At 68.7% G+C, this 19998-nt stretch carries 13 protein-coding genes; 7 read left to right on the top strand and 6 right to left on the bottom strand.

The features are described from left to right. The first annotated feature begins 27 nt into the window (after positions 1–27). On the top strand, positions 28–1368 hold the full coding sequence (locus VED21_RS09705) for an NAD(P)/FAD-dependent oxidoreductase (RefSeq protein ID WP_324882138.1): 1341 nt from the start codon (positions 28–30) through the stop codon (positions 1366–1368). Positions 1369–1644: 276 nt separating this feature from the next. On the opposite strand, the gene VED21_RS09710 is transcribed toward VED21_RS09705, so the two are convergent. After that, a complete protein-coding gene (locus VED21_RS09710; protein WP_324882139.1) occupies positions 1645–2961 on the bottom strand; it encodes a GAF domain-containing sensor histidine kinase in 1317 nt (438 codons plus the stop codon). Between the two features lie 464 nt (positions 2962–3425). Next, on the bottom strand, positions 3426–3629 hold the full coding sequence (locus tag VED21_RS09715; protein WP_324882140.1) for a hypothetical protein: 204 nt from the start codon (positions 3627–3629) through the stop codon (positions 3426–3428). A 669-nt stretch (positions 3630–4298) separates the two neighbouring features. On the opposite strand from VED21_RS09715, the gene VED21_RS09720 reads away from it, so the two are divergent. Then, on the top strand, positions 4299–5246 hold the full coding sequence (locus VED21_RS09720) for an ArdC family protein (RefSeq protein WP_324882141.1): 948 nt from the start codon (positions 4299–4301) through the stop codon (positions 5244–5246). A gap of 74 nt (positions 5247–5320) precedes the next feature. Here VED21_RS09720 and VED21_RS09725 read toward each other — a convergent pair whose 3' ends face one another. After that, on the bottom strand, positions 5321–5509 hold the full coding sequence (locus VED21_RS09725) for a hypothetical protein (RefSeq protein ID WP_324882142.1): 189 nt from the start codon (positions 5507–5509) through the stop codon (positions 5321–5323). Positions 5510–5713: 204 nt separating this feature from the next. Here VED21_RS09725 and VED21_RS09730 point away from each other — a divergent pair, with 204 nt between their 5' ends. The 4 genes from VED21_RS09730 to VED21_RS09745 all read left to right on the top strand — a co-directional run bounded on the left by VED21_RS09730 (position 5714) and on the right by VED21_RS09745 (position 14605). Continuing rightward, positions 5714–7870 carry a ParB/RepB/Spo0J family partition protein gene (locus VED21_RS09730; protein ID WP_324882143.1) on the top strand — a complete coding sequence of 719 codons (2157 nt, stop codon included), beginning with the start codon at positions 5714–5716 and terminating at the stop codon, positions 7868–7870. A 66-nt stretch (positions 7871–7936) separates the two neighbouring features. Next, positions 7937–12310 carry a strawberry notch-like NTP hydrolase domain-containing protein gene (locus tag VED21_RS09735; protein ID WP_324882144.1) on the top strand — a complete coding sequence of 1458 codons (4374 nt, stop codon included), beginning with the start codon at positions 7937–7939 and terminating at the stop codon, positions 12308–12310. Between the two features lie 12 nt (positions 12311–12322). Continuing rightward, positions 12323–13345: a DUF7146 domain-containing protein gene (locus VED21_RS09740; protein WP_324882145.1), complete on the top strand. Its 1023-nt coding sequence runs from the start codon at positions 12323–12325 to the stop codon at positions 13343–13345. A 321-nt stretch (positions 13346–13666) separates the two neighbouring features. Then, positions 13667–14605: a DUF2493 domain-containing protein gene (locus VED21_RS09745; RefSeq protein ID WP_324882146.1), complete on the top strand. Its 939-nt coding sequence runs from the start codon at positions 13667–13669 to the stop codon at positions 14603–14605. 208 nt (positions 14606–14813) lie between these two features. On the opposite strand, the gene VED21_RS09750 is transcribed toward VED21_RS09745, so the two are convergent. From VED21_RS09750 to VED21_RS09760, 3 genes are read right to left on the bottom strand one after another with little or no spacing between them, the layout of a single operon-like run. Then, positions 14814–16727 (bottom strand): hypothetical protein, encoded by a 1914-nt coding sequence (locus tag VED21_RS09750; protein ID WP_324882147.1) that lies wholly within the window; start codon positions 16725–16727, stop codon positions 14814–14816. Next, positions 16724–17293, bottom strand: a complete 570-nt coding sequence (locus VED21_RS09755; protein WP_324882148.1) for a hypothetical protein — start codon at positions 17291–17293, stop codon at positions 16724–16726. The genes VED21_RS09750 and VED21_RS09755 overlap by 4 nt, the downstream gene beginning before the upstream one ends. Further along, complete coding sequence (locus VED21_RS09760) at positions 17290–18468, bottom strand: dsDNA nuclease domain-containing protein (protein WP_324882149.1); 1179 nt, start codon at positions 18466–18468, stop codon at positions 17290–17292. The genes VED21_RS09755 and VED21_RS09760 overlap by 4 nt, the downstream gene beginning before the upstream one ends. Positions 18469–19596: 1128 nt before the next feature. Here VED21_RS09760 and VED21_RS09765 point away from each other — a divergent pair. Next, complete coding sequence (locus VED21_RS09765; RefSeq protein WP_324882150.1) at positions 19597–19893, top strand: DUF736 domain-containing protein; 297 nt, start codon at positions 19597–19599, stop codon at positions 19891–19893. The last annotated feature ends 105 nt before the right edge of the window (positions 19894–19998 follow it).

A 19998-nucleotide genomic window follows, 5' to 3' on the forward strand; every position in this document is an offset into this window, starting at 1 on the left:
GACGGGCCCGCGCAGAAGGCAACCTCAATGGCACTTCATCCCAGGATCCTCGTCATCGGTGCTGGCATCTCGGGTCTTGCGTCGGCGCGCACCTTGGCCGATGCGGGCGCGTCCGTCACCATCTTCGAGGCCGCCGACCATGTCGGCGGCCGGATGATCAGCGAGGAGGTCGACGGCGCCCCGATGGATTGCGGCGCGCAGTTCCTATCCGCGGCCTATACCACCATCCCGGCGCTCATGGAGGCCGCCGGCTTGTCTGAAACGCTGATCCCCACGAGCCCCTGGACGGCGGTCGCGGCCGGCGGGCGGCTGTGCCGGGTGCACGGCGGCCGGCCAGACTCGATGTTGAGGGGCGGGCTGCTCGACTTCGGAGGATGGCTGCGGCTCGGGCTCGGCAGCATCCAGGCGGCGTGGCGCGGACTGCGCTGCCCGCCCGGTCACGCGGCGGCGTGGGAGCGATGGGACAAGCCCGAGGCCGGTCCCTGGGCTGACAGGGTGTTCGGACCGCAAGCGGCTGCCCGCGTGGTGGAGCCGATGCTGCATGGCTTTTTCTTCCAGGAGCTCCGGAACATGTCGCGAGCACTGCCCATGGCGATGATGGCGTTGGCCCATCGGCCGCGGCCGCTCCGAACATTGGCGGGCGGCATCGGTCGGTTGCCGCAGGCACTGGCAGCGGGACTGGACGTGCGGCTCGGCTCACCGGTCACGGCGGTGCGCGCGACGGCACGCGGCGCGACCGTGTTGACGGAGGATGGCGAGCACACCGCTGATGCGGTTGTGCTGGCGACCACGGCGCCTGTTGCGGCGCGCCTGCATCCCGAAGCACGGGAGTTGGAGCGCCGTCTGTTCGCAACGCCGTACAGCGCCACCATCAACATGGTGCTGGCCGCCGATGAGCGGTTCCGCCTGCCCGAGGCGTTGTGCGACGTCTACGGCGTGCTCCCCGCTCGCGACTCCCGCAACCGCGTTGCCGGCATCGGCATCGAGCGCCACAAGGCTCCCGAACGGGTCGTCAACGGTGAACGCTTCGATGTCATGCTGTCCTCCGACGTCGCCCGCGCACTGATGGAACAGCCGGATGGAGCGGTCATTGACGCCGTTCTGCCGGAGGTGGAGCGCTGGCTGCCGTGCTTGCGCCGGCACCTGCGCTGGGCACGTCTGTGGCGGTGGCCGCAGGCCATGCCCTGCACACCGCCAAGCCGCGTGGAAGCCATCCGGCGCTACCGTGCCGCACCGGTCGGGCGCGTCGTCCTGGCTGGCGATTACATAGGGTTTCCTTGGACCGATTCGGCCGCCGAGACCGGCCTCTGGGCAGCGCAGGCCGTTCTGGCGAGGCTGGGGCGCGATGGCAGAGGGGCGGTGGGATGATGCAGTCCTTCCCATTTGTGCTGCATGGGGCTCTGTGATCTGGCCGTTGCTCAATGGGAGCGGCTGGAGCCGCACCGTTCCCAAAATCCACGCACTGGATGGCCGAACCGCTCTCCCGGCTGGATGATCAACGGCATGCGGCGGATCGCCCGGACAGGCGCGCCGTGGAGGGATGAGCTGATGTGGTGGACGGCCCTTCCGCATCGCCTTCCGGCCAACAGCGGTTGCCCGCTTCCTCTGCGGCATCAGGCGGTGCAAGGGGCCGTCGTTGTGCGATCAATCGGTTAGGGTCGGCGGACCGAAAGCGGGCGGCAGGGCGACGCTGATCGTGGTCCCGGCACCGAGGCGGGACTCCGCTGCAATCCGATGGCCAAGGCGGTCCGCCAACGCCTTCACGATGAACAGGCCCAGCCCAAGACGGCCGACGCCGTCTCCGGCTTCGACGCGGTAGAACTCCTCGAAGACGGCGGCCAGGACGTTCTCCGGGATGCCTCTGCCGGTGTCGGAGACGTCGATCCACACCCTTCCGTCGTCGGTGCGGCACGAAACCCGGATTTCCCCCTGGTCGGTGTACTTGATGGCGTTGTCGATGAGGTTGTGGAGGATGCGCGAGGCGAGCAGCCGGTCCGTGCGCACCAGCAAGCCACCGCCGCCCCTCTCCATACGCCAGTGCAGCCCCTTGGCTTCGGCGGCCAGCCGGAAGGTCGCTTCGGCGTGCGTCGTCAGATCGTCCAGCGGGACGTCGTCGATCCGGACGGCGACCCTGTCGGCCTCCATCCGTACCAGATCCTGCACGCCGTCCAGCAGGCGCTTCACGACATCCAGGCAATGCTCCATCGTCGTCACGTAGGTTGCATCGCGGGCGGCTACCCGGGACGACAGGGCATTGGCGGCGAGGACCAAGGCATTGACCGGCTGTCGCAAATCGTGGTTCAGCGCCGTGAGGAGGCGGGTGCGCACCGCGTTGGCCCGCGCCACCTCCATGGCCTGGATCCGTGCGGCATCGGCCGACTCCCGGGCGCGGTCGGCGGCCTCCTGCAACGATGCGAGGAGGCGGACGTTGGACAGCGCCAGGGCGGCCGACCGGGCGATGGCCCGCAGGAGGGCGACGGCCTGCGCGCCCGGCGTGTGCCGCGCCGCCCAGTAGGCGCCGATGGCGGCGATGGGGGCGGGCGCGCCGACCGGCACCATGACGAGACTCTGCACGAAGGTGGGGCGGTAGGCCTCATGCGGGATGCGCGGATCGGCATAGATGTCCGGGATGACCGCAGGCTGCCCGGTCAGCATGGCCCAGCCCGAGATGCACGTGCTCATGGGAAACCGCCGCCCCTTCCACAGCGGGCTGATCGCGTCCTCCTCGACGTAATGACACAGATCGCCGTCGCGCAGCACGATGGTGATGCCGTCGGCGCCGCTCAGGCGGCGCGCCGCCGTGCGCAGCACTGCGGTCACGGCCGTCCGGTCGCGGGCGAAGAACAGGCGCTCGTTGAGATCGACGAGCGCCGCCAAATGGTCCGCGTCACGCACCTCGGGCGGTTTCAGAGCATCGGTGTCGGCAGCGGGCTTCGGCACGGTTCCCTGGCGGTTCACCACGCCGACACCAGTGTGGCGTGAAGGGGGCGCGAACTCCGCATGGCCAAGCATAATGCACGGCCACCGCATCCGCAGCAGAGAAAGCCAGTGCCGTCGGCCGCCCCTTGGTTGAGGAGTCCTGTCCGTTCAGGACATATAAGGCGTTGAAAGGTTCGGCGGCTGCTTACGGGAAGCCTCTGCTGCCCGAGTTCTCTCCCGGCGGTATGCCCGCAATGCCGCCCTGCTGGCGACCAGCCGCTCATGGGCCCGCAGAATGGTCCTCTCGCTGGACATCATGCGAGCCTCGACCTTTTCCAGAATGTCGGTGGCCCCCAGGGCCAAACGCGGCTGCTTTGGCATGGTATGATTGAAAATAGGCGTTCAGTGAGGTCATGGAAACCCCGGCCCCCCGGCCACGTTGAGAGGGGGCTTCCGTGCCGGTGTTTCCTCCCGACGAAGGGCGCCCACCGGGCGGCCATCCCGCTTCAGAGCCCGCTGCCCCCAAGATCGCCCGCGCCGACGGCGCGGGATAGTCTCGTTCCCCGCCGGATGTCCCGCACCTCCATCACGAAGCCGACACCGGCAGCCTTGAGCTTGGCTTCCAGTTCCCGCGCTCCTTCCAGCAGCGCAGTGGGGCAGTCGTCGGCGCTGGTCGGGCAGAACACGAGAGTCTGGAGCTCGTAGTGCATAGGCTTCCTCCAATGGATGGAAGTCCAACCCGGCCTGGGGAATTGCGTTCCCGAGGACCGACGGATGCTTCAGCCCCGGCCTTCGGGCGGATCGGATGTCTGGTCGGGCTTATCAGCCTCCTCATCCCAGGGAACCGGCGCAGGGCAACGGCCTCCAAGCCGCGCCCGGTGGCGGGCCAGAGTTTCTCGCACGCGCCTACGGAGCTGCTGCGAACGGGCTATGAGTTCCTTGTCGTCGTCCACGATAGGGCTCCTGGAATCGGTGTCGTCTCCGTGCAGATGCGGCGTCCTGGCGGGGGCAGGACGCCGCATGCAAGGGCAGGAGCAAACACGGGCGGGCAAACGGAACCGGCTCGGGAGCGAGCCCCCCATTCAACCATGCCACGCTCGACCGATGCCGAGGTTCGAAAGACATACGCGGCATGATGAGGGCGGCTTTCCCTTTGATTGCTTTGAGCCGCATCCGGCTCGCGCGCCGCAACCCGCCGCGCCATCGTGGGCAAAGAGCAACGGATGGCGGTCGCGGAGCAACGACGATGCCCACTCTTGCCGCCCTGATGGGACGTGCCGGGCTGGTGCGCGGAAAAGGGAGAGGATCCGGGCGGTGTTCGTGACGGGTTTGGTGGGCTGGAAGAAAGGCTTCCGGCCGGCCCGTTGCGGAGACCATCCATGCTCCATGCGTCCCGAACCGCCCGCTCCGGTGGCGACCGGACCAGCCTCTACGCCGAAATCACCGGTACGATCATCGCCGAACTGGAGGCCGGCCGGCTGCCCTGGGTGCAGCCCTGGGGGACGCCGGCCGCCACCGCCCCGCTCGGCCTGCCGCGCAACGCCGCCACCAGCCGGGCCTACTCCGGGGTGAATGTGCTCATCTTATGGGGCGCCGTCGTCGCCCGCGGCTTCTCCGGCCAGAACTGGCTCACCTTCCGTCAGGCCCTGGCTCTGGGGGGCCACGTCCGCAAGGGCGAGCACGGCACCACCGTCGTCTACGCCGGCCGCTTCATCCCCGACGACGAACACCGACGCGCGCGGGATACCGGGGAAGAGCCCCAGGCGATCCCCTTCCTCAAGCGCTTCACGGTCTTCAATTACGACCAATGCGAGGACCTGCCCGACGGCATCGCCACGGCGCCGCCACCGATTCCGGAAGGGCTGATCCTGCCGCGGGCCGAGGCGCTGATCCGGGCCAGCGGCGTCGATGTCCGCATCGGCGGCACCCGCGCCTTCTACAGCCCCCAGCATGATTACGTGCAGGTGCCACCGCCGCAGGCCTTCTTCGAGCCCATCAACTGGCACCGCACCGCGCTGCACGAACTGGGGCACAGCACCGGCCACGCATCGCGGTTGAACCGCGACCTGTCCGGATCCTTCGGCTCCCGGAAGTACGCTTTCGAGGAGCTGGTTGCCGAGATCGCTTCGGCCTTTCTCTGTGCGGCGCTCGGCATCGTCCCGACCGTCCGCCACGCCGATTACGTCGGCGCTTGGCTGGAGGTCCTGCGCGGTGACGATCATGCCATCGTCCGGGCCGCCAGTCAGGCCAGCAAGGCGACCGACCATCTCCTTGGCTTTCTGCCCGAAGCCGCCGCCACGACCGGTGACGAGCGGGCGGCCGTGTGATGGCCGCGCTTTTCCCACGGTGCCTGTCGTCAGAACTGGCGGCGTTCAGCGTCGTGATAACGGAGACTGTGCGTTCAGGCGGACGGTCGACTGGACATATCGGAAGACGGTCGCCAGGAGACGATGGTCCGCACCGCCCGCAGGGCCTCGGCGTTGTCGTCGATGCACACGTGGCGCCGCAGTTCCGCCACCGCCGGCCATTCGCCCCGCTCGTCAAAGGCCCGGCGCACCGCCGCGGCCATTGCCTCATCCACCACGAACACCAACGCCCTCCCCGGACGGCTCCGCCGAACCCGACCGGGGTGATGCGCGTGGCGGTGCTCCCCGGCAAGCGGCTGTTCGGGTGGAGACCGCTCGCCGATTGCGGAACCGTGCCCGGCACAAAGGGAGAGGAGGGCGGGGATCGGGGTGACGGGTGAGAAGGTCGAGAGGCAGGCTCCCGGCCGCCCGTCGCGGAGAAGACCACCATGGCGACGCCCAAGATCGTTCTCAGCCCCTCGCGCGACATCCCCTTCAACAAGCTGGTGCTGTCCCAGGCCAACGTCCGCAAGGTCAAGGCCGGCGTCTCCATCGAGGAGCTCGCCGAGGACATCGCGCGGCGCACCCTGCTGCACGGCCTCGCCGTTCGCCCCGTGCTCGACGCCGAGGGCGCCGAGACCGGCGTCTTCGAGGTGCCGGTCGGCGGCCGCCGCTTCCGGGCGCTGGAGCTGCTGGTCAGGCAGAAGCGCATGAGCAAGACCCAGCCGGTGCCCTGCGTCGTGCGGGACGCCGGCCTGGCCGAAGAGGACTCGCTGGCCGAGAACCTCCAGCGGGCGCCGCTGCACCCGCTCGACCAGTTCCGCGCCTTCCAGACCCTGCGCGCGGCCGGGCTGGGCGAGGAGGAGATCGCCGCCCGCTTCTTCGTCACCCCCGGCGTGGTGAAGCAGCGCCTCAAACTCGCCGCCGTCGCGCCGGCGCTGCTCGACGCCTACGCCGAGGACCGCATGACGCTGGAGCAGTTGATGGCCTTCACCGTCAGCGGCGACCACGCCCGCCAGGAGCAGGTGTGGGAGGCGCTGTCGCGCGCCTACAGCCGTGAGCCCTACCAGATCCGCCGGCTGCTCACCGAGGGGGCGGTCCGGGCGTCGGACAAGCGGGCGCTGTTCGTCGGGGTGGAGGCTTACGAGGCAGCCGGCGGGGCGGTGATGCGCGACCTGTTCCAGCACGACGACGGCGGCTGGTTGCAGGACCCGGCGCTGCTCGACCGGCTGGTCGCCGAGAAGCTGGAGGCCGAGGCCGCCATCATCCGCGCCGAGGGCTGGAAATGGGTCGAGGTGGCGCTGGGCTTTCCCTATGGGCACAGCCGGAGCCTGCGCCGTCTGGCCGGCGAGCCGGTGCCGCTGACCGAGGCCGAACAGGCCACCTACGACGCGCTGCACGCCGAGTACGAGCAACTGGAGAACACCGATCCGGCCGACCTGGAGGCGCTGGAAGCGTCGGCGGAGCGGCTCAACGCCATCGACGTCGCGCTGCGGGAACTGGAGGAGCGGCCGCTGGTCTTCGAGACCGCCGAAGTGGCGCGGGCCGGGGTGTTCGTCAGCGTCGACGCCGAGGGCCGGCTTCAGGTCGACTGCGGCTACGTCCGGCCGGAGGACGAGGCGCCGGTCGAGCCGGTGCCGGTGGCCGGCAGCGACGACGCCCCGGCAGCCGAACCGGCGGGCGGTGTCGGCGGCCCCGTTGCGGCCCAACCCGCCACCATCAGCGGCGGCAGCCGGGTCTCGGCACCCGCGCCGACCCCCGCCACCGGATCGCAAGGTGCGGACGAGGAGGACGCCATCCGCCCGCTGCCCGACCGTCTGCAGACCGAGCTGAGCGTCCACCGCACCCTGGCGCTGCGCGACGCGCTGGCCCGGGAGCCGGACACCGCCTTCCTGGCGGCGCTCCACGCGCTGTGCCTGCGCCTGTTCTATCACCGGGGCAGCGGCACCTGCCTCGACCTGGAGGTGAAGAGCGCGACCTTCAGCGTGCAGCCGCCGGACCTCGCCACCAGCGCCGCGGCGAAGGCGATCGACGCCCGCCAGCGCCTGTGGGCCGAGCAGTTGCCGCGGGAGCCGGACGAGCTGTGGGCGGCGCTGCTGGGGTTCGACGGCGACAGCCGGGCGGCGCTGTTCGCCCACTGCGTCTCGCTGGGCGTCAACGCCGTGCATGAGTCCTGGAACCGGGCGCCGCAGCGTGCCGCCCACGCCGACGTGCTGGCCGAGGCGGTCGGGCTGGACATGGCGGCGGTGGGATGGACGGCGACGGTGGACGGCTATCTCGGTCGGGTGCCGAAGGTGCGCATCCTCGAAGCGGTGCGGGAGGCGCGGGGTGCCGAGGCGGCCCGGCTGATCGACCATCTGCGCAAAGGCGACATGGCGAAGGAGGCCGAGCGGCTGCTCGCCGGCAGCGGCTGGCTGCCGGAACCGCTGCGCGGCCGGCCGGAGGAAGCCCCGACGGTCGGGGATGGAGAGGTGGCTGGTCATGGGGACGCGGTTGACGGCGCCGACACCGTCGGCGGTGCGGGCACCGATGCTCTGCCCGCCTTCCTGACCGGCGTCGGTGGTCCGGAGGATGAGGGAGAGGAGGCGTCGGCGGAGGCGGCCTGATCGCGGTGTGGCGGAGCGGCGCCCGGCCGCTCCGCTTTCTCCCCTTCCTTCATCCGGAGGTTCGCCATGACCATGATCGCCGATGCTCGCGGCTTCTCCGCGGACACCCTGGCCTCCGCGCGCGGGAGCACGGGCTCCGCCCTGTTCGCCGTCGCCGAGCGGCTGCTGCCCGACCTCGAACGCGGGCGCGCCATCGACACCACCACGTTGCGCACCGCGATGACGGCGGCCTTCGGCGGCACCGACGCCGAGGGCGCCTGGACCTGGAAGCTGGCCTACGATGCCGGCGAGGCCGCGCAGCTTCTGTTCCTCCGCCGCTTCGGCGCCGCCATGCGCCTCCGGGCCGGTGACCCGGCGGCCTTCGCGGCGCTGCTGGCGCGGGTGGCGGCGCTGCTGCCGTCCCAGACCCGCCGCTCCGAGGAGAGCCAAGCCCGCCAGCAGTTCTCGACCCCGCTGCCGCTGGGCGCAGCGGTCGCCGCGGCCGCGGCGCTGACCCCAGCCGACCGTGTGCTGGAACCGTCCGCCGGGACCGGCCTACTCGCCATCTTCGCCGAGCTGGCCGGGGCCTCGCTCGTCCTCAACGAGTTGGCGGACAGCCGGGCCGGCTTGCTAGAACGGCTGTTTCCCGGCACGCCGGTGACGCGGTTCGACGCCGCCAGCCTGCACGATCACCTCAACCCGGCGGTGGTGCCGACGGTGGTGCTGATGAACCCGCCCTTCTCGGCCCTGGCCGCGGTGGACGGCCGGGTGGCTGACGCCGCGCTCCGGCACATCGCTGCGGCCCTGGCCCGGCTGGCCGAGGGCGGGCGCCTCGTCGCCGTCACCGGTGCTGGGCTGTCCCCGGATCATCCGGCGTGGCGGGACGCCTTCGTCCGCGTGCAGGAGCGCGGCCGGGTTGTTTTCTCCGCCGCCGTTGACGGTAAGGTCTACGCCCGCCACGGCACCACCGTCGACACCCGCCTCACCGTCATCGACCGCATCCCGGCCGAGGACCAGACCGTCGTCCCCGCCTCCTTGGGCACCGCCCCCGACGTCGCGACGCTGCTCGACTGGGTCCGACAGGCCGTTCCGTGCCGTGCACCGATGGCAGCGTCCACAACGCCGCTCCGGCCGATGATGGCCCGGCCTGCGGCGGGACGAGAGGCGCGCCGGGCGATGCCCAGCCCCCGGGCCGTGGCGCCGATGGAGCCGACGGCGGTCGAGCTGGTCTACGAGACGCGCGATTGGACGCCGCCCGCCGACGCCCGGCTCACCGCCGGCCTCTACGAGCCCTACGCGCTGCAATCCATCGTCATCCCCGGCGCCCGGTCACACCCGACGCCGCTGGTGCAGTCCGCCGCCATGGCTTCGGTCGCGCCGCCCAAACCGCGCTACCGCCCGCATCTGCCGGCCGCCCTGGTCACCGGCGGCACCCTCTCCGACGCCCAGTTGGAGAGCGTCATCCTCGCCGGCGAGGCGCACGCCGGCCACCTCGCCAGTTCCTGGATCGTCGACGAGACCTTCGACACCGTCTCGGCAGCCCCGGAGGGGGCCGAGGGGGCGGTGCGCTTCCGCCGCGGCTGGTTCCTCGGCGACGGCACCGGCGCCGGCAAGGGCCGGCAGGTCGCCGGCGTCCTGCTCGACAACTGGCTCAAGGGGCGCCAGCGCGCGCTCTGGGTCTCGAAGTCCGACACTCTGATCGAGGACGCCCAGCGCGACTGGTCCGCCCTCGGCCAAGAGCGGCTGCTGGTGACGCCGCTGTCGCGCTTCCGTCCCGGCGTGCCGATCGCCCTAGAACGCGGCATCCTCTTCACCACCTACGCCACCCTGCGCGGCGACGGCGGCGAGGGCGCCGTGCCGCGCGTCCAGCAGATCGTCGACTGGCTCGGCCGGGATTTCGACGGGGTGATCGTCTTCGACGAGTCCCACGCCCTGCGCAACGCCGGCGGCACCGCCGGCTTCAGCCGCGACGGCGGTCCCGTCACCCCTTCCCAGCAGGGCCGCGCCGGCCTGCGCCTTCAGCACGCCCTGCCGGACGCCCGCGTCCTCTACGTCTCCGCTACCGGCGCTACCACCGTGCACAACTTGGCCTACGCCCAGCGCCTCGGCCTGTGGGGCGGGGCGGATTTCCCCTTCGCCACCCGCGCCGAGTTCGTCCAGGCCATCGAGGCCGGCGGGGTCGCCGCCATGGAGGTGCTCGCCCGCGACCTCAAGGCGCTCGGCCTCTACGCCGCCCGCTCGCTCTCCTTCGACGGCGTCGCCTACGAGATGGTCGAGCACCGGCTGACGCCGGGACAGATCGCCATCTACGACGCCTACGCCGCCGCCTTCCAGATCATCCACGCCAACCTCTACGCGGCGCTGGAGGCCGCCAACGTCACCGGGGCCAGCGGCACCCTGAACCGCGCCGCCAAGGCGGCCGCCCGCTCCGCCTTCGAGAGCGCCAAGCAGCGCTTCTTCAATCACCTGATCACCGCGATGAAGACGCCGACCCTGCTGCGCTCGATCGGGCGCGACCTCGCCGCCGGCCACGCGGTTGTGGTGCAGCTCGTTTCCACCGGCGAGGCGCTGATGGAGCGCCGGATGGCCGATCTGCCCACCGAGGAATGGGGCGACATCCGCATCGACGTCACGCCGCGTGAGTACATGCTCGACTATCTGGCCCACTCCTTCCCGGTACACCTGCACGAGCCCTTTACCGACGGTGACGGCACCCTCTCATCGCGGCCGGTGTGGCGGGACGGACAGCCGGTGCTGTGCCGCGAGGCGGTCGAGCGGCGCGACCGCATGATCGAGCGGCTGGCGGCGCTCGACCCGGTGCCGGGGGCGCTCGACCAGATCATCCAGCACTTCGGCGCCGAGATGGTGGCCGAGGTCACCGGCCGGGCGCGGCGCATCGTGCGCAAGACCGATCCCGGCGGGCTGGAGCGGCTGGCGGTGGAGAGCCGCCCCGGCTCGGCCAACCTCGCCGAGACCCAGGCCTTCCTCGACGACGAGAAGCGCATCCTGGTCTTCTCCGACGCCGGCGGCACCGGCCGCAGCTATCACGCCGACCTCGGGGCGAAGAACCAGCGGCTGCGGGTGCATTACCTGCTGGAAGCCGGCTGGAAAGCCGACAGCGCCATCCAGGGGCTGGGGCGGTCCAACCGCACCAATCAGGCGCAGCCGCCGCTGTTCCGCCCGATCACCACCAACGTGCGGGCGGAGAAGCGCTTCCTCTCCACCATCGCCCGCCGGCTCGACACGCTGGGCGCCATCACCCGCGGCCAGCGCCAGACCGGCGGTCAGGGGCTGTTCCGTGCCGACGACAACCTGGAATCCGTCTACGCCCGTGCCGCACTCCGCCAGTTCTACGGCCTGCTGCACTCCGGCAAGGTCGAGGGGTGCTCGCTGGGCGCGTTCGAGGCGGCGACCGGGCTGGCGCTCTGTGACCGCGACGGCGGCCTGCGCGACGAGCTGCCACCGATCACCACCTTTCTCAACCGCCTGCTGGCCCTGACCATCGGCTTGCAGAACACGCTGTTCACCGTGTTCGAGCAGTTGCTCACCGCGAAGGTCGAGGGGGCCATCGCGTCGGGCACCTACGATCGCGGCGTCGAGACGCTGGTGGCCGACAGCGTCACCGTCACCGGGCGGCGGACGCTGCACACCCACGCGGCGACCGGGGCGGAGACCCGGCTGTTCACGCTCGCCCGGCGCGACCGCAACCAGCCGATGAGGCTGGAGGAGGCGCTGGAACGCGGCGCCGGGCTGCAGGCCCAGTTGCTGGTGAACACGCGCTCGGGGCGGGCGGCGGTGGCGGTGCCGGCGGCGAGCCTGATGCTGGACGACGGGACGGTGGAGCGCCGGGTGCGGCTGCTGCGGCCGATGGAGCGGGTCACGGTGACAGTGGCCGAACTGGCCCAGAGCCACTGGCGCCCGACCAAACCGCCGGCCTTCTCGGCCGCCTGGGAGGCGGAGGTCGCCACGGTGCCGGAATTCTCCACCAGCACGCTCCACCTCGTGACCGGGCTGCTGCTGCCGGTGTGGCGGCGCTTGCCGGACACGAACCTGCGGGTGGTGCGGTTGCAGACCGACGCGAGCGAGCGGATCATCGGCCGCGTGGTGGCGCCGGACGTTCTGCCCGAGGTCGAGCGGAGCTTCGGCGTTGGGGTCGGGGCAGCGGTTCCCGTGCCGTCGGTCGAGGAGTCCTGGGGACTGCTGCAAGGCGAGCGGGTGGCCCTGCATCTGGCCGACGGGCTGTGGCTGCGCCGGGTGACGGTGGCGGGCGCGCATCGCGTCGAGCTGTTCGGTTTCACCGGCGGGATGGTGGACCGGCTGAAGGCGCTGGGGTTGACGGGGGAGATCATCGCCTGGAGCCTGCGGCTGTTCGTGCCGGTGGGCGAGCGGGGCGCGGCGGTGTTCGCGGCGCTGCTCGCACGCCACCCGCTGCTGCGCGTCGTCGATCGGACGATTGCGTGAGCGGCCGGCGCCATGTCCGCGGCGTCGGAGATGGCGCAGCGCCTCGCGCGGGAGGCCGAGGCGGTGTGCCGGCGTTATCTGCCGGTTGGCCGACGGGAGGGGCACTACTGGCGGATCGGCGACGTTCAGGGCACGCCAGGGGGCAGCCTTTACGTCCACCTGCACGGCATCGCCGCCGGCAAATGGGCCGACGCCGCCACCGGAGAGCACGGCGATCTGCTCGATCTCATCGGGGCGAACCGGGGGCTCGACCGCCTGCGCGACGTTCTGGCCGAGGCCCGGGCGTTTCTCGGCCAACCCCGAAGCCCATCCATCGTCGGTTGCTGGAGACCGTCAACGTCAGCCGGATCGCCGGAGGCCGGCCGCCGGCTGTTCGCCCGGTCCTTGCCGATCGCCGGCACGTTGGCCGAGGCGTATTTGCGCAACCGCGGACTTCCGGACATCCGGAATTCCGGCCCTCTGCGCTTTCAGCCGCGCTGCTGGTACCGGGATGCCGAGGACCGGTTTGCCGCCGGTCCGGCGCTGGTGGCGGCGGTCACCGACCTGGACGGCCGGATCACCGGGGTGCAGCGGCTCTGGCTCGACCCGGTCGGCGGGGGCAAGGCGGCCATGCCATCACCGCGCCGGGCGCTGGGGCACCTGCTCGGCAACGGCGTCCGCTTCGGCGTGGCGCACGACGCGCTGGCGGCGGGGGAAGGCATCGAGACCATGCTGGCGCTGCGGCTCGCCCTGCCGGTCCTGCCCGCGGTGGCCGCGCTCTCGGCCGGGCACCTTGCCGCCCTGCGGCTGCCGTCGGCGCTGCGGCGTCTCTACATCGCCCGCGACAACGACGCGGCCGGGCAGCGGGCCGTGGACCGGTTGGGCGACCGTGCCGACGCGGCCGGCGTCGAGGTTCGGGTGCTGGTGCCGCAGGCCAAGGACGTCAACGACGACCTGCGGGACCACGGTCTGGCGATGCTGCGGGCGCATCTGCGGGCGCAGCTCGCACCGGAGGAGGGCGCAGGGGGCTGGGAGACCGGCGATTCGGAGGGCTGATGGATCGGCGGGCGGGAAGAAGGGCCAGTGTCGGTCGGGGCGCTGGTTGGAGCCGGGCAGGCCCTTCGGTCCGGGAGAGGCCACGGCCACGGCCTTCCAGCGGGCGATCGGGCGACAGCCGGGGCGGGACCGCAACGGCGGCGGGCGGCTTTCTTCCCCGGCCGGCCAAGCCGGCCTTCCTCGCGGGACAAGAAAGCCGCCCGCCGCCGTCCTCCGCTGCGCTGCGGCCCAAGAGGGTGCGGTCCCGCCCCGCCCGCCGCGAAGGGATCGCCACGAAGGCCGCGATGGGCGCGGCCGATCCCAGCCGAAGGACGATCCGCCATGCACACCGCCCCCGACACCGACGACGCCGAGCCCCGCCACGCCGCCTCCGCCACCGACCACGCGCTGGTCGAACTCCAGCTCTACGGCCACCGCCCCTTTCAGGACGATCCCGACCCCCGGCCGCTGCCGGACGAGACCGCCATCCGCGGCGCCCTGGCCGACGTCTTCGACGCCCTGGTGGTCACGCTGACGGACACCCGCCTGGAACCCGACCTCGCCGACCTGCTGTGGTCGACCGTCAACCTGTTCCACCGCGCCGCCGACCGGGTGCAGCGTGAACTCGACGACAACGAGAACGCCCAGAAGCGCAGCCAGCGCGAGCAGGATGGCTCGGAGGTTCGCTCGGTCGAGCTGGAGCGGCTGCTGGCCGAGGGGCTGACGCTGATCGAGCGTCGTACCGCCATGGAAGCCTTCCGCGACCACGCCGCCGACCTGTTCGAGCGGCACACCGGTTCCGGTTGGCGGCCGCGCGCCGGCTCGCTGGTCAGCCGCCGCACCCTGACGGCGTCGCTGATCGACAGCCGCGACTTCCTCGCCGCCAAGCGGCGGGCCGAGACGGAACCGCTGCTGCCGGCCGGTCCCCGCATCGCCTTCACCGGCGGCGTCGAATGCAACGACCATCACCGCATCTGGGCGGTGCTCGACAAGGTGCGCGCCAAGCACCCCGACATGGTGCTGCTGCACGGCGGCAGCCCGAAAGGCGCCGAGCGCATCGCCGCCTGCTGGGCCGAGCACCGCAAGGTGGCGCAGGTGCTGTTCCGGCCCGATTGGACCCGTCACGCCAAGGCCGCTCCGTTCAAGCGCAACGACCGGCTGTTGGAGGCGCTGCCGATCGGGGTCGTCTCCTTCCCTGGCTCGGGCATCGTGCAGAACCTGGCCGACAAGGCACGGCGCCTGGGCATTCCGGTCTGGCGCTTCGGTGATGGTGGGGCGTGAGCGTCCGTCCATCCGGCGATCCGCAAAGGCGGATTGCCGGATTTCCGTAAAACAGAGGAAGCTGACTGGCAGCTTTTAGGGCTGACGATTGGGAAAACTATAGTTCGCTGGCTTCGCGACCAATGCACGCCCTTGAGAAGTATTTGGTACGAACCAACCACGGTTGCTTGCGTAGTATCGAGGGCGGAGCAGGCCCTCGATACTATGATCAGGCAATATGGACGTGGGTCAGTCGCTGGAAATGCGCGCCGTCCAGGCCTTCGAATGACGCGCCGGTCATAATGACTTGCGCTCTGGCATAGTCATCGCGGCTCAGCAGGTCGATGAAAGGCTGAACGATGAAATTTTCCTTGTCGCCGATCTTCTCACCAAGGAAATCACCAGGCACATCGATGATCACGAGCCCGGGATAGTGACAGTCCTTGATGGTCGAAAGCGTGAGGAGTCCGTAGTGATAGGCCATCAAGAAGTAGAGGGAATCCGTTCCGCCCAGCGCTTTAGACCATATGCGCCGCCCGACGAGCACCCGAAATGCACGACCCGAAAGCTCGACGCGTACTGGATTATGTCGCCATGTTTGAGGTTGAAGTTGGTTCAAGGTTTCCAGATAGGCATTCATCCCGACTTCGAGCTGCTCAGCTGGAATGTCGAAGTCGATGGCACGGGTTGATGCAGCAACACTGATCTCCAGAGGCGCGATCAACTTTTCGAGCTCTGCGATCTCGCGCGTGATCTCCAGGCCGACACCCAGCGCCTCAATGACCCGGTCGAGCTGCCGGTCCCGTTCGTTGATCTGACCCACCATCAGGTCGATGGCACTCACATTGTCCTGCGCAAGTGCCGCAACGGTCGAGCGCGCCGGCGCCAATTCTCGGTCAATCGCCCGAAGCTCGGTTTCTGCGGCGGCAACATCGGCCGCAAGCTTTTCTGCCTCTCTTCCGATCATCGCTAATAGCTCGTCCGCTTCCGCCAATTCGCCGACGAGGCGATCGCGCTCGAAGCGTAGCCTCGCCGTGCCCATACCCTCGATCATCGGATCGGCGGGTAGATGCTGATGGCACAAGAAGCAATCGTGACTATGCCCGATCGTTGGCCTCACTGTCTGATCGCAGGCCGGGCAGTGGGTAATCCGCAGATCGGCGAGGATCGCGCCGGCGTCCGCCGCTCGATCCATCCGCTTGATCTCTTCTGTAAGGTCGAGGCGATAACGTTCAACCTCGCCGAGACGCTCGGCAGCTTCCTTCTGCCGGCGACTGATTTCCTCGATCCCTACCGAGGTGGCGGCGCGCAAGACGCCGAGTTCCGCAACACGGCTGCGCTGTCCGGCCGGCAGAACGGCGTCCGCAGCAGTCGATAGAAGCGCATCGCGCTCTTGAAGCAAGCGGGTGCGATGATCTTCCAGTCTCGTCTTGGCAGCCGCAATCGTTGCGGCACTGACATCAAGCTGGATGTCGCCATCGGCAAGAAGCTCACGCGATAATTGGTTTAGCGCCGCCGCATAATTTTCGCGCTGAAGCTTCAGTTTCTCGACCTGCAATTTATACTCGACGAGCGTGCCGTAGTCCGAGGTGAAGATATGCTCGGCAAGTCCTGAGAACTGTAAAACGCAAGCAAGTTGCTCGGCTTCGGGTTGGCGGTCGGCGAGATCGGTCCAGAACCCCTGGCGACGATAGATATGGCGCAGCAGCATCCGAAAGCTCAGTTCGGGCCATGTCTGGCCGGACATCGGATTGCCTTTGGGAAAATTAAGCAGCGGGATGCCAAGCTTGTCGAGCAGCCAATGCTGAAACTCTCGCGCGAGCATTGGTTCCTGATCGACATAAACCTTGCCCTTGCCGCCAGGTTCCTTCCACCGCCGAGAGATCCAGAAGGTTTGCTCGCCGATCCGAATTTGTGCGGAGGCAGCGTCATATTTGAGGGCGAGACCTTCGTCCTCATCATCTTCAAATGGATCGGGGCCGGGATCGCCGAGAAGATAGTCGAGGGTCTGGAGCCATTTGGTCTTGCCAGTATTAGGGCTACCGACAAGCAGGTTCACCCCCTCCTCGAAGAACAACCTTTCATTGCCGCCCGTGGCAAAGCGACGATTCAACGACAGGATGGAGAAGAAGATGGTCGTCATCTTTGGATCACACGTCCCATTTCGCGCCGACTGACTTCTGTATCGAATAATTTATAGATTAGATCTTTGAGATAGCCGCCTGATTTGGGGCCGAACACAGTCTTGATCTGCTTCATTCGGGCGACGAGAGGCGCGAAGGACGGCCGCTCGGCGAGCCGTTGCGCGCTTTCTTTGCCGAGCGCGGTCAGGCTGATTTGATAGGAGTTCTTCTCCTTAACGACGCTGATTAGCTGCTTGGCTTCAAGATGGGCGAGTACGTGATAGTAGCGCTTGTCCCAGGGGCCATAATGGTGGCGCACCATCGAGGCTTCAACGGCCTGATGATGGTTCGCGGTTATGTCGCGGTCGCCTGGTGTTCTGGCGATTGCAGCGCGCGCGACCTCAAAGAATTCGGGATAGCGCGCAAAGAAGTCGAGCTTAGCCATCTTGGTCAATCCATCGATCCGGCCGGCGGTCCCGCACACCTTCATGAGAAGCAGCAGACGCGCGGCGTGGAATTCGAGGACATCATCTGCTGCGAGGGGAAGGCTCGCCGGCTGCGTGCCCAGGCGGGACAGCGATTTCATGATGCCGGCGGCTCAAAACGCAGCAGGCAGCGGTCGGCGATGTCGTAGAGGCAGCCCTTCAAGAAGGCGGACTGGTCGGGAATTCCGGTCGGCCGACTCGCATTGATTGCGTCCATCTGCTCGACGCACCGGGCGTGGAATTGCGTGCCATCGAGTTTCAGCGCGCCAGACATCAGTTGGGTGCGCAGCGTGAGCGCGTCGGACTTAACGCGTCCCTGGAAGGCGCGGATCTCATCCGATTCCATATAGCGCGGCGACCGGATCAGCGCTGCGTAATCACGTCGCAACTCAACCGCCAGACCGATGATATCCGCTGAGACCCCTACGGCCACGAGTTTGTCGGCTAGCTTGCCACCGGATTTCTGAGCAGCGCCTTCAGCGATTTCACGCAGCTTATCGGACCACCAATTCAGTATGAACTCGCGCGTGATAATCTTCTTGGCCCGATGCGGCACCCATTGGAGGTCGCTCGCCGTCTTCGCCATGGCGCGCAAATCCTCAAGCAGCGTCGTGATTTGCTCGATCAAAAGGACGCAGCCAGCTTTGTTTCCAAGTGAGAAAAGACGCCGCTGGTTGTCTTTGACGACCGTTTGCAGGTCGTAACGCGCATCCCAGCGACAATGGACGAGCCAATAGGCGCTATCATTTCCTTTTGGAGATTGCGCCTCGGGGAACCGTCGGCCAAGTTCCTCGTGGATCTCCCTCATTGCCTCGCAGTCCAAGACCCGAAATTCGGAATCGGCCGGATAGGTCAGGGGCTCCAGCGCGCTGGCGGGCGGCCGCAGCGTAACGATCCGGAAGCGGGCGGTTTCCGCATGGCGGTCGCGTGCCAAGGAGCGCTCGAAGAGCGAGCTGTTCGCTGACTTCTTCTTCTCGCAAAGCGCGGCGACCGTCCAAAGCTGATCTGGTTCCTCCGCTTTCACCTGCACATATTCGGCGATCCGCTCGGCCCCGGGATCGGCTGCTCGCACGAGAACGAGATCGTCATGAGTCTCGCAATGTACCTTCAGTAGGTTCGCATCCTCGATCATCTCTAGGAGGAATCCGACGGCGATCTCATCCTGATAGCTGAAGCCACCGCGCGCTATTGGCCCTCCTTCTTCAGAGGGCTGCGCATCGTCGATTGAGGGCCAGTCGATCTGCGCCGCGAGCGCCGGTGCATCGGATTGCGTCACGCCGGCGCCCCCCTGGGTGGTGCAACAATCCTGTCGGTCCGCCATACGGTCATGCGAGACAGCCCAGCCCCAGTAATGGTTCGTTCCCTTGCCGACAGGAGACACTGAGCGTGCTTGAATTTCAAGGTTTCAACTCGCTTACCAATCCAGGTAGGAGTGAACAACCTATCGGCGCGGGATTCTGGAACGCCCGGCTCTGCACGCCTTCGGCCTGGGAGCCGATAGGCAAGAATACGCCCGAAGCCCCCGTGGTCCCCCAACAGATCCTAATCATTGCCATAGGGTACTCGGCCGCTGTAGGCGGCTGTGCGGGCAAGCCCGCCCACCGGGCTCTCGTGAACCGAGCCACCTGTGGTGTCTCGGCCCTCCGGGCTTCGATCCCTGCCGCGGCTGCCGTTTCGGCGGGAGCGAGAGCGAGGGGCCGGCGCGTCTTTCAGCATCGTGCGAGGGCAATCGGTCAGGCAGGGAACGACCACCCGGTCATGCCGCCGGATCGCCGCCGAGGCCGACTGATTTGAAGGCCCGTTGAAGGCTGCCCGGTGCGTAGTCGCGCGGCGATCTCCCCTGCTCTCGAAACGGCGCACCACCGACACGGACAAGGTCGCCTTCTCGGCCTGGGTCTCCTGGGGCCATCGATGCCGGCTCCGGAAGGTTCGGCACTGTTCGGGGCGCGTCCTATCTCCGCCGCTCTATCGAGGCGCAATCATGGCCGGTCGGGTCGGTTCGTGCCCCTTCTGCCGGTGTGGCCGCCGCAGTGTGCCGATGGTGGAGCGCCTGGGAGCGCCCAGCATGACCATCCCTCTCCGGGGCGACCCCGCTGAGCCATCCAGCATCCCCAGCGGTCTGGAGTCCGGTGCGGCCAGCGCGGCTTTGTCTGCTGGCGACTCTGGCGTCGGGAACGGCTGCCTCGGCAGCCCGACCTCAATCCCGCAACCGGCGAACGCCGACCGTCTTCCCCGCCGTGCTCGGCCAAGGCCGGCGCGCGGCTTCCTCGCGAGGCAAGACGCCCGGCTCCTGCCGGTCCTCCGCTGCGCTGCGGCCCCTTGGGTGCGGGCCGGTCGCCCGGCGCCCCTGGATCGCCATCAAGGCCGCGATGGTCGCGACCGCACCCCATCAAGGAGACGACAGATGGCCCAGATCGGCAGCTTCACCCGCAGCGACGACGGTTCCTTCGCCGGCACGATCAAGACCCTCACCCTCAACATCAAGGTCCGCTTCGTTCCCATGGAGAAGGAGCACGACAAATCCCCCGACCTGCGCGCCCTGTACGGGCCGATCGAGATCGGCGCCGGCTGGCGGAAGGCCGCCAAGGACACCGGCCGGCCCTACCACTCGGTCAAGCTCGACGATCCCAGCTTTCCGGCCCCGATCTACGCCAGCCTGGTCGAAGTCGATGGCGGCTACGCGCTGATCTGGTCCCGCTGAGGCAACGCGCCGGTTGCAGCACTCCGTCCGGGGGCTGCAACCGGCAGGTTTGTCCGTCCGGTCCATCACGGCGGTGGCGGTCCGACCTGCGGCGTCTCCGTTTTC

Source organism: Azospirillum sp., assembly GCF_035627195.1.
Taxonomy (GTDB): Bacteria; Pseudomonadota; Alphaproteobacteria; order Azospirillales; family Azospirillaceae; genus Azospirillum.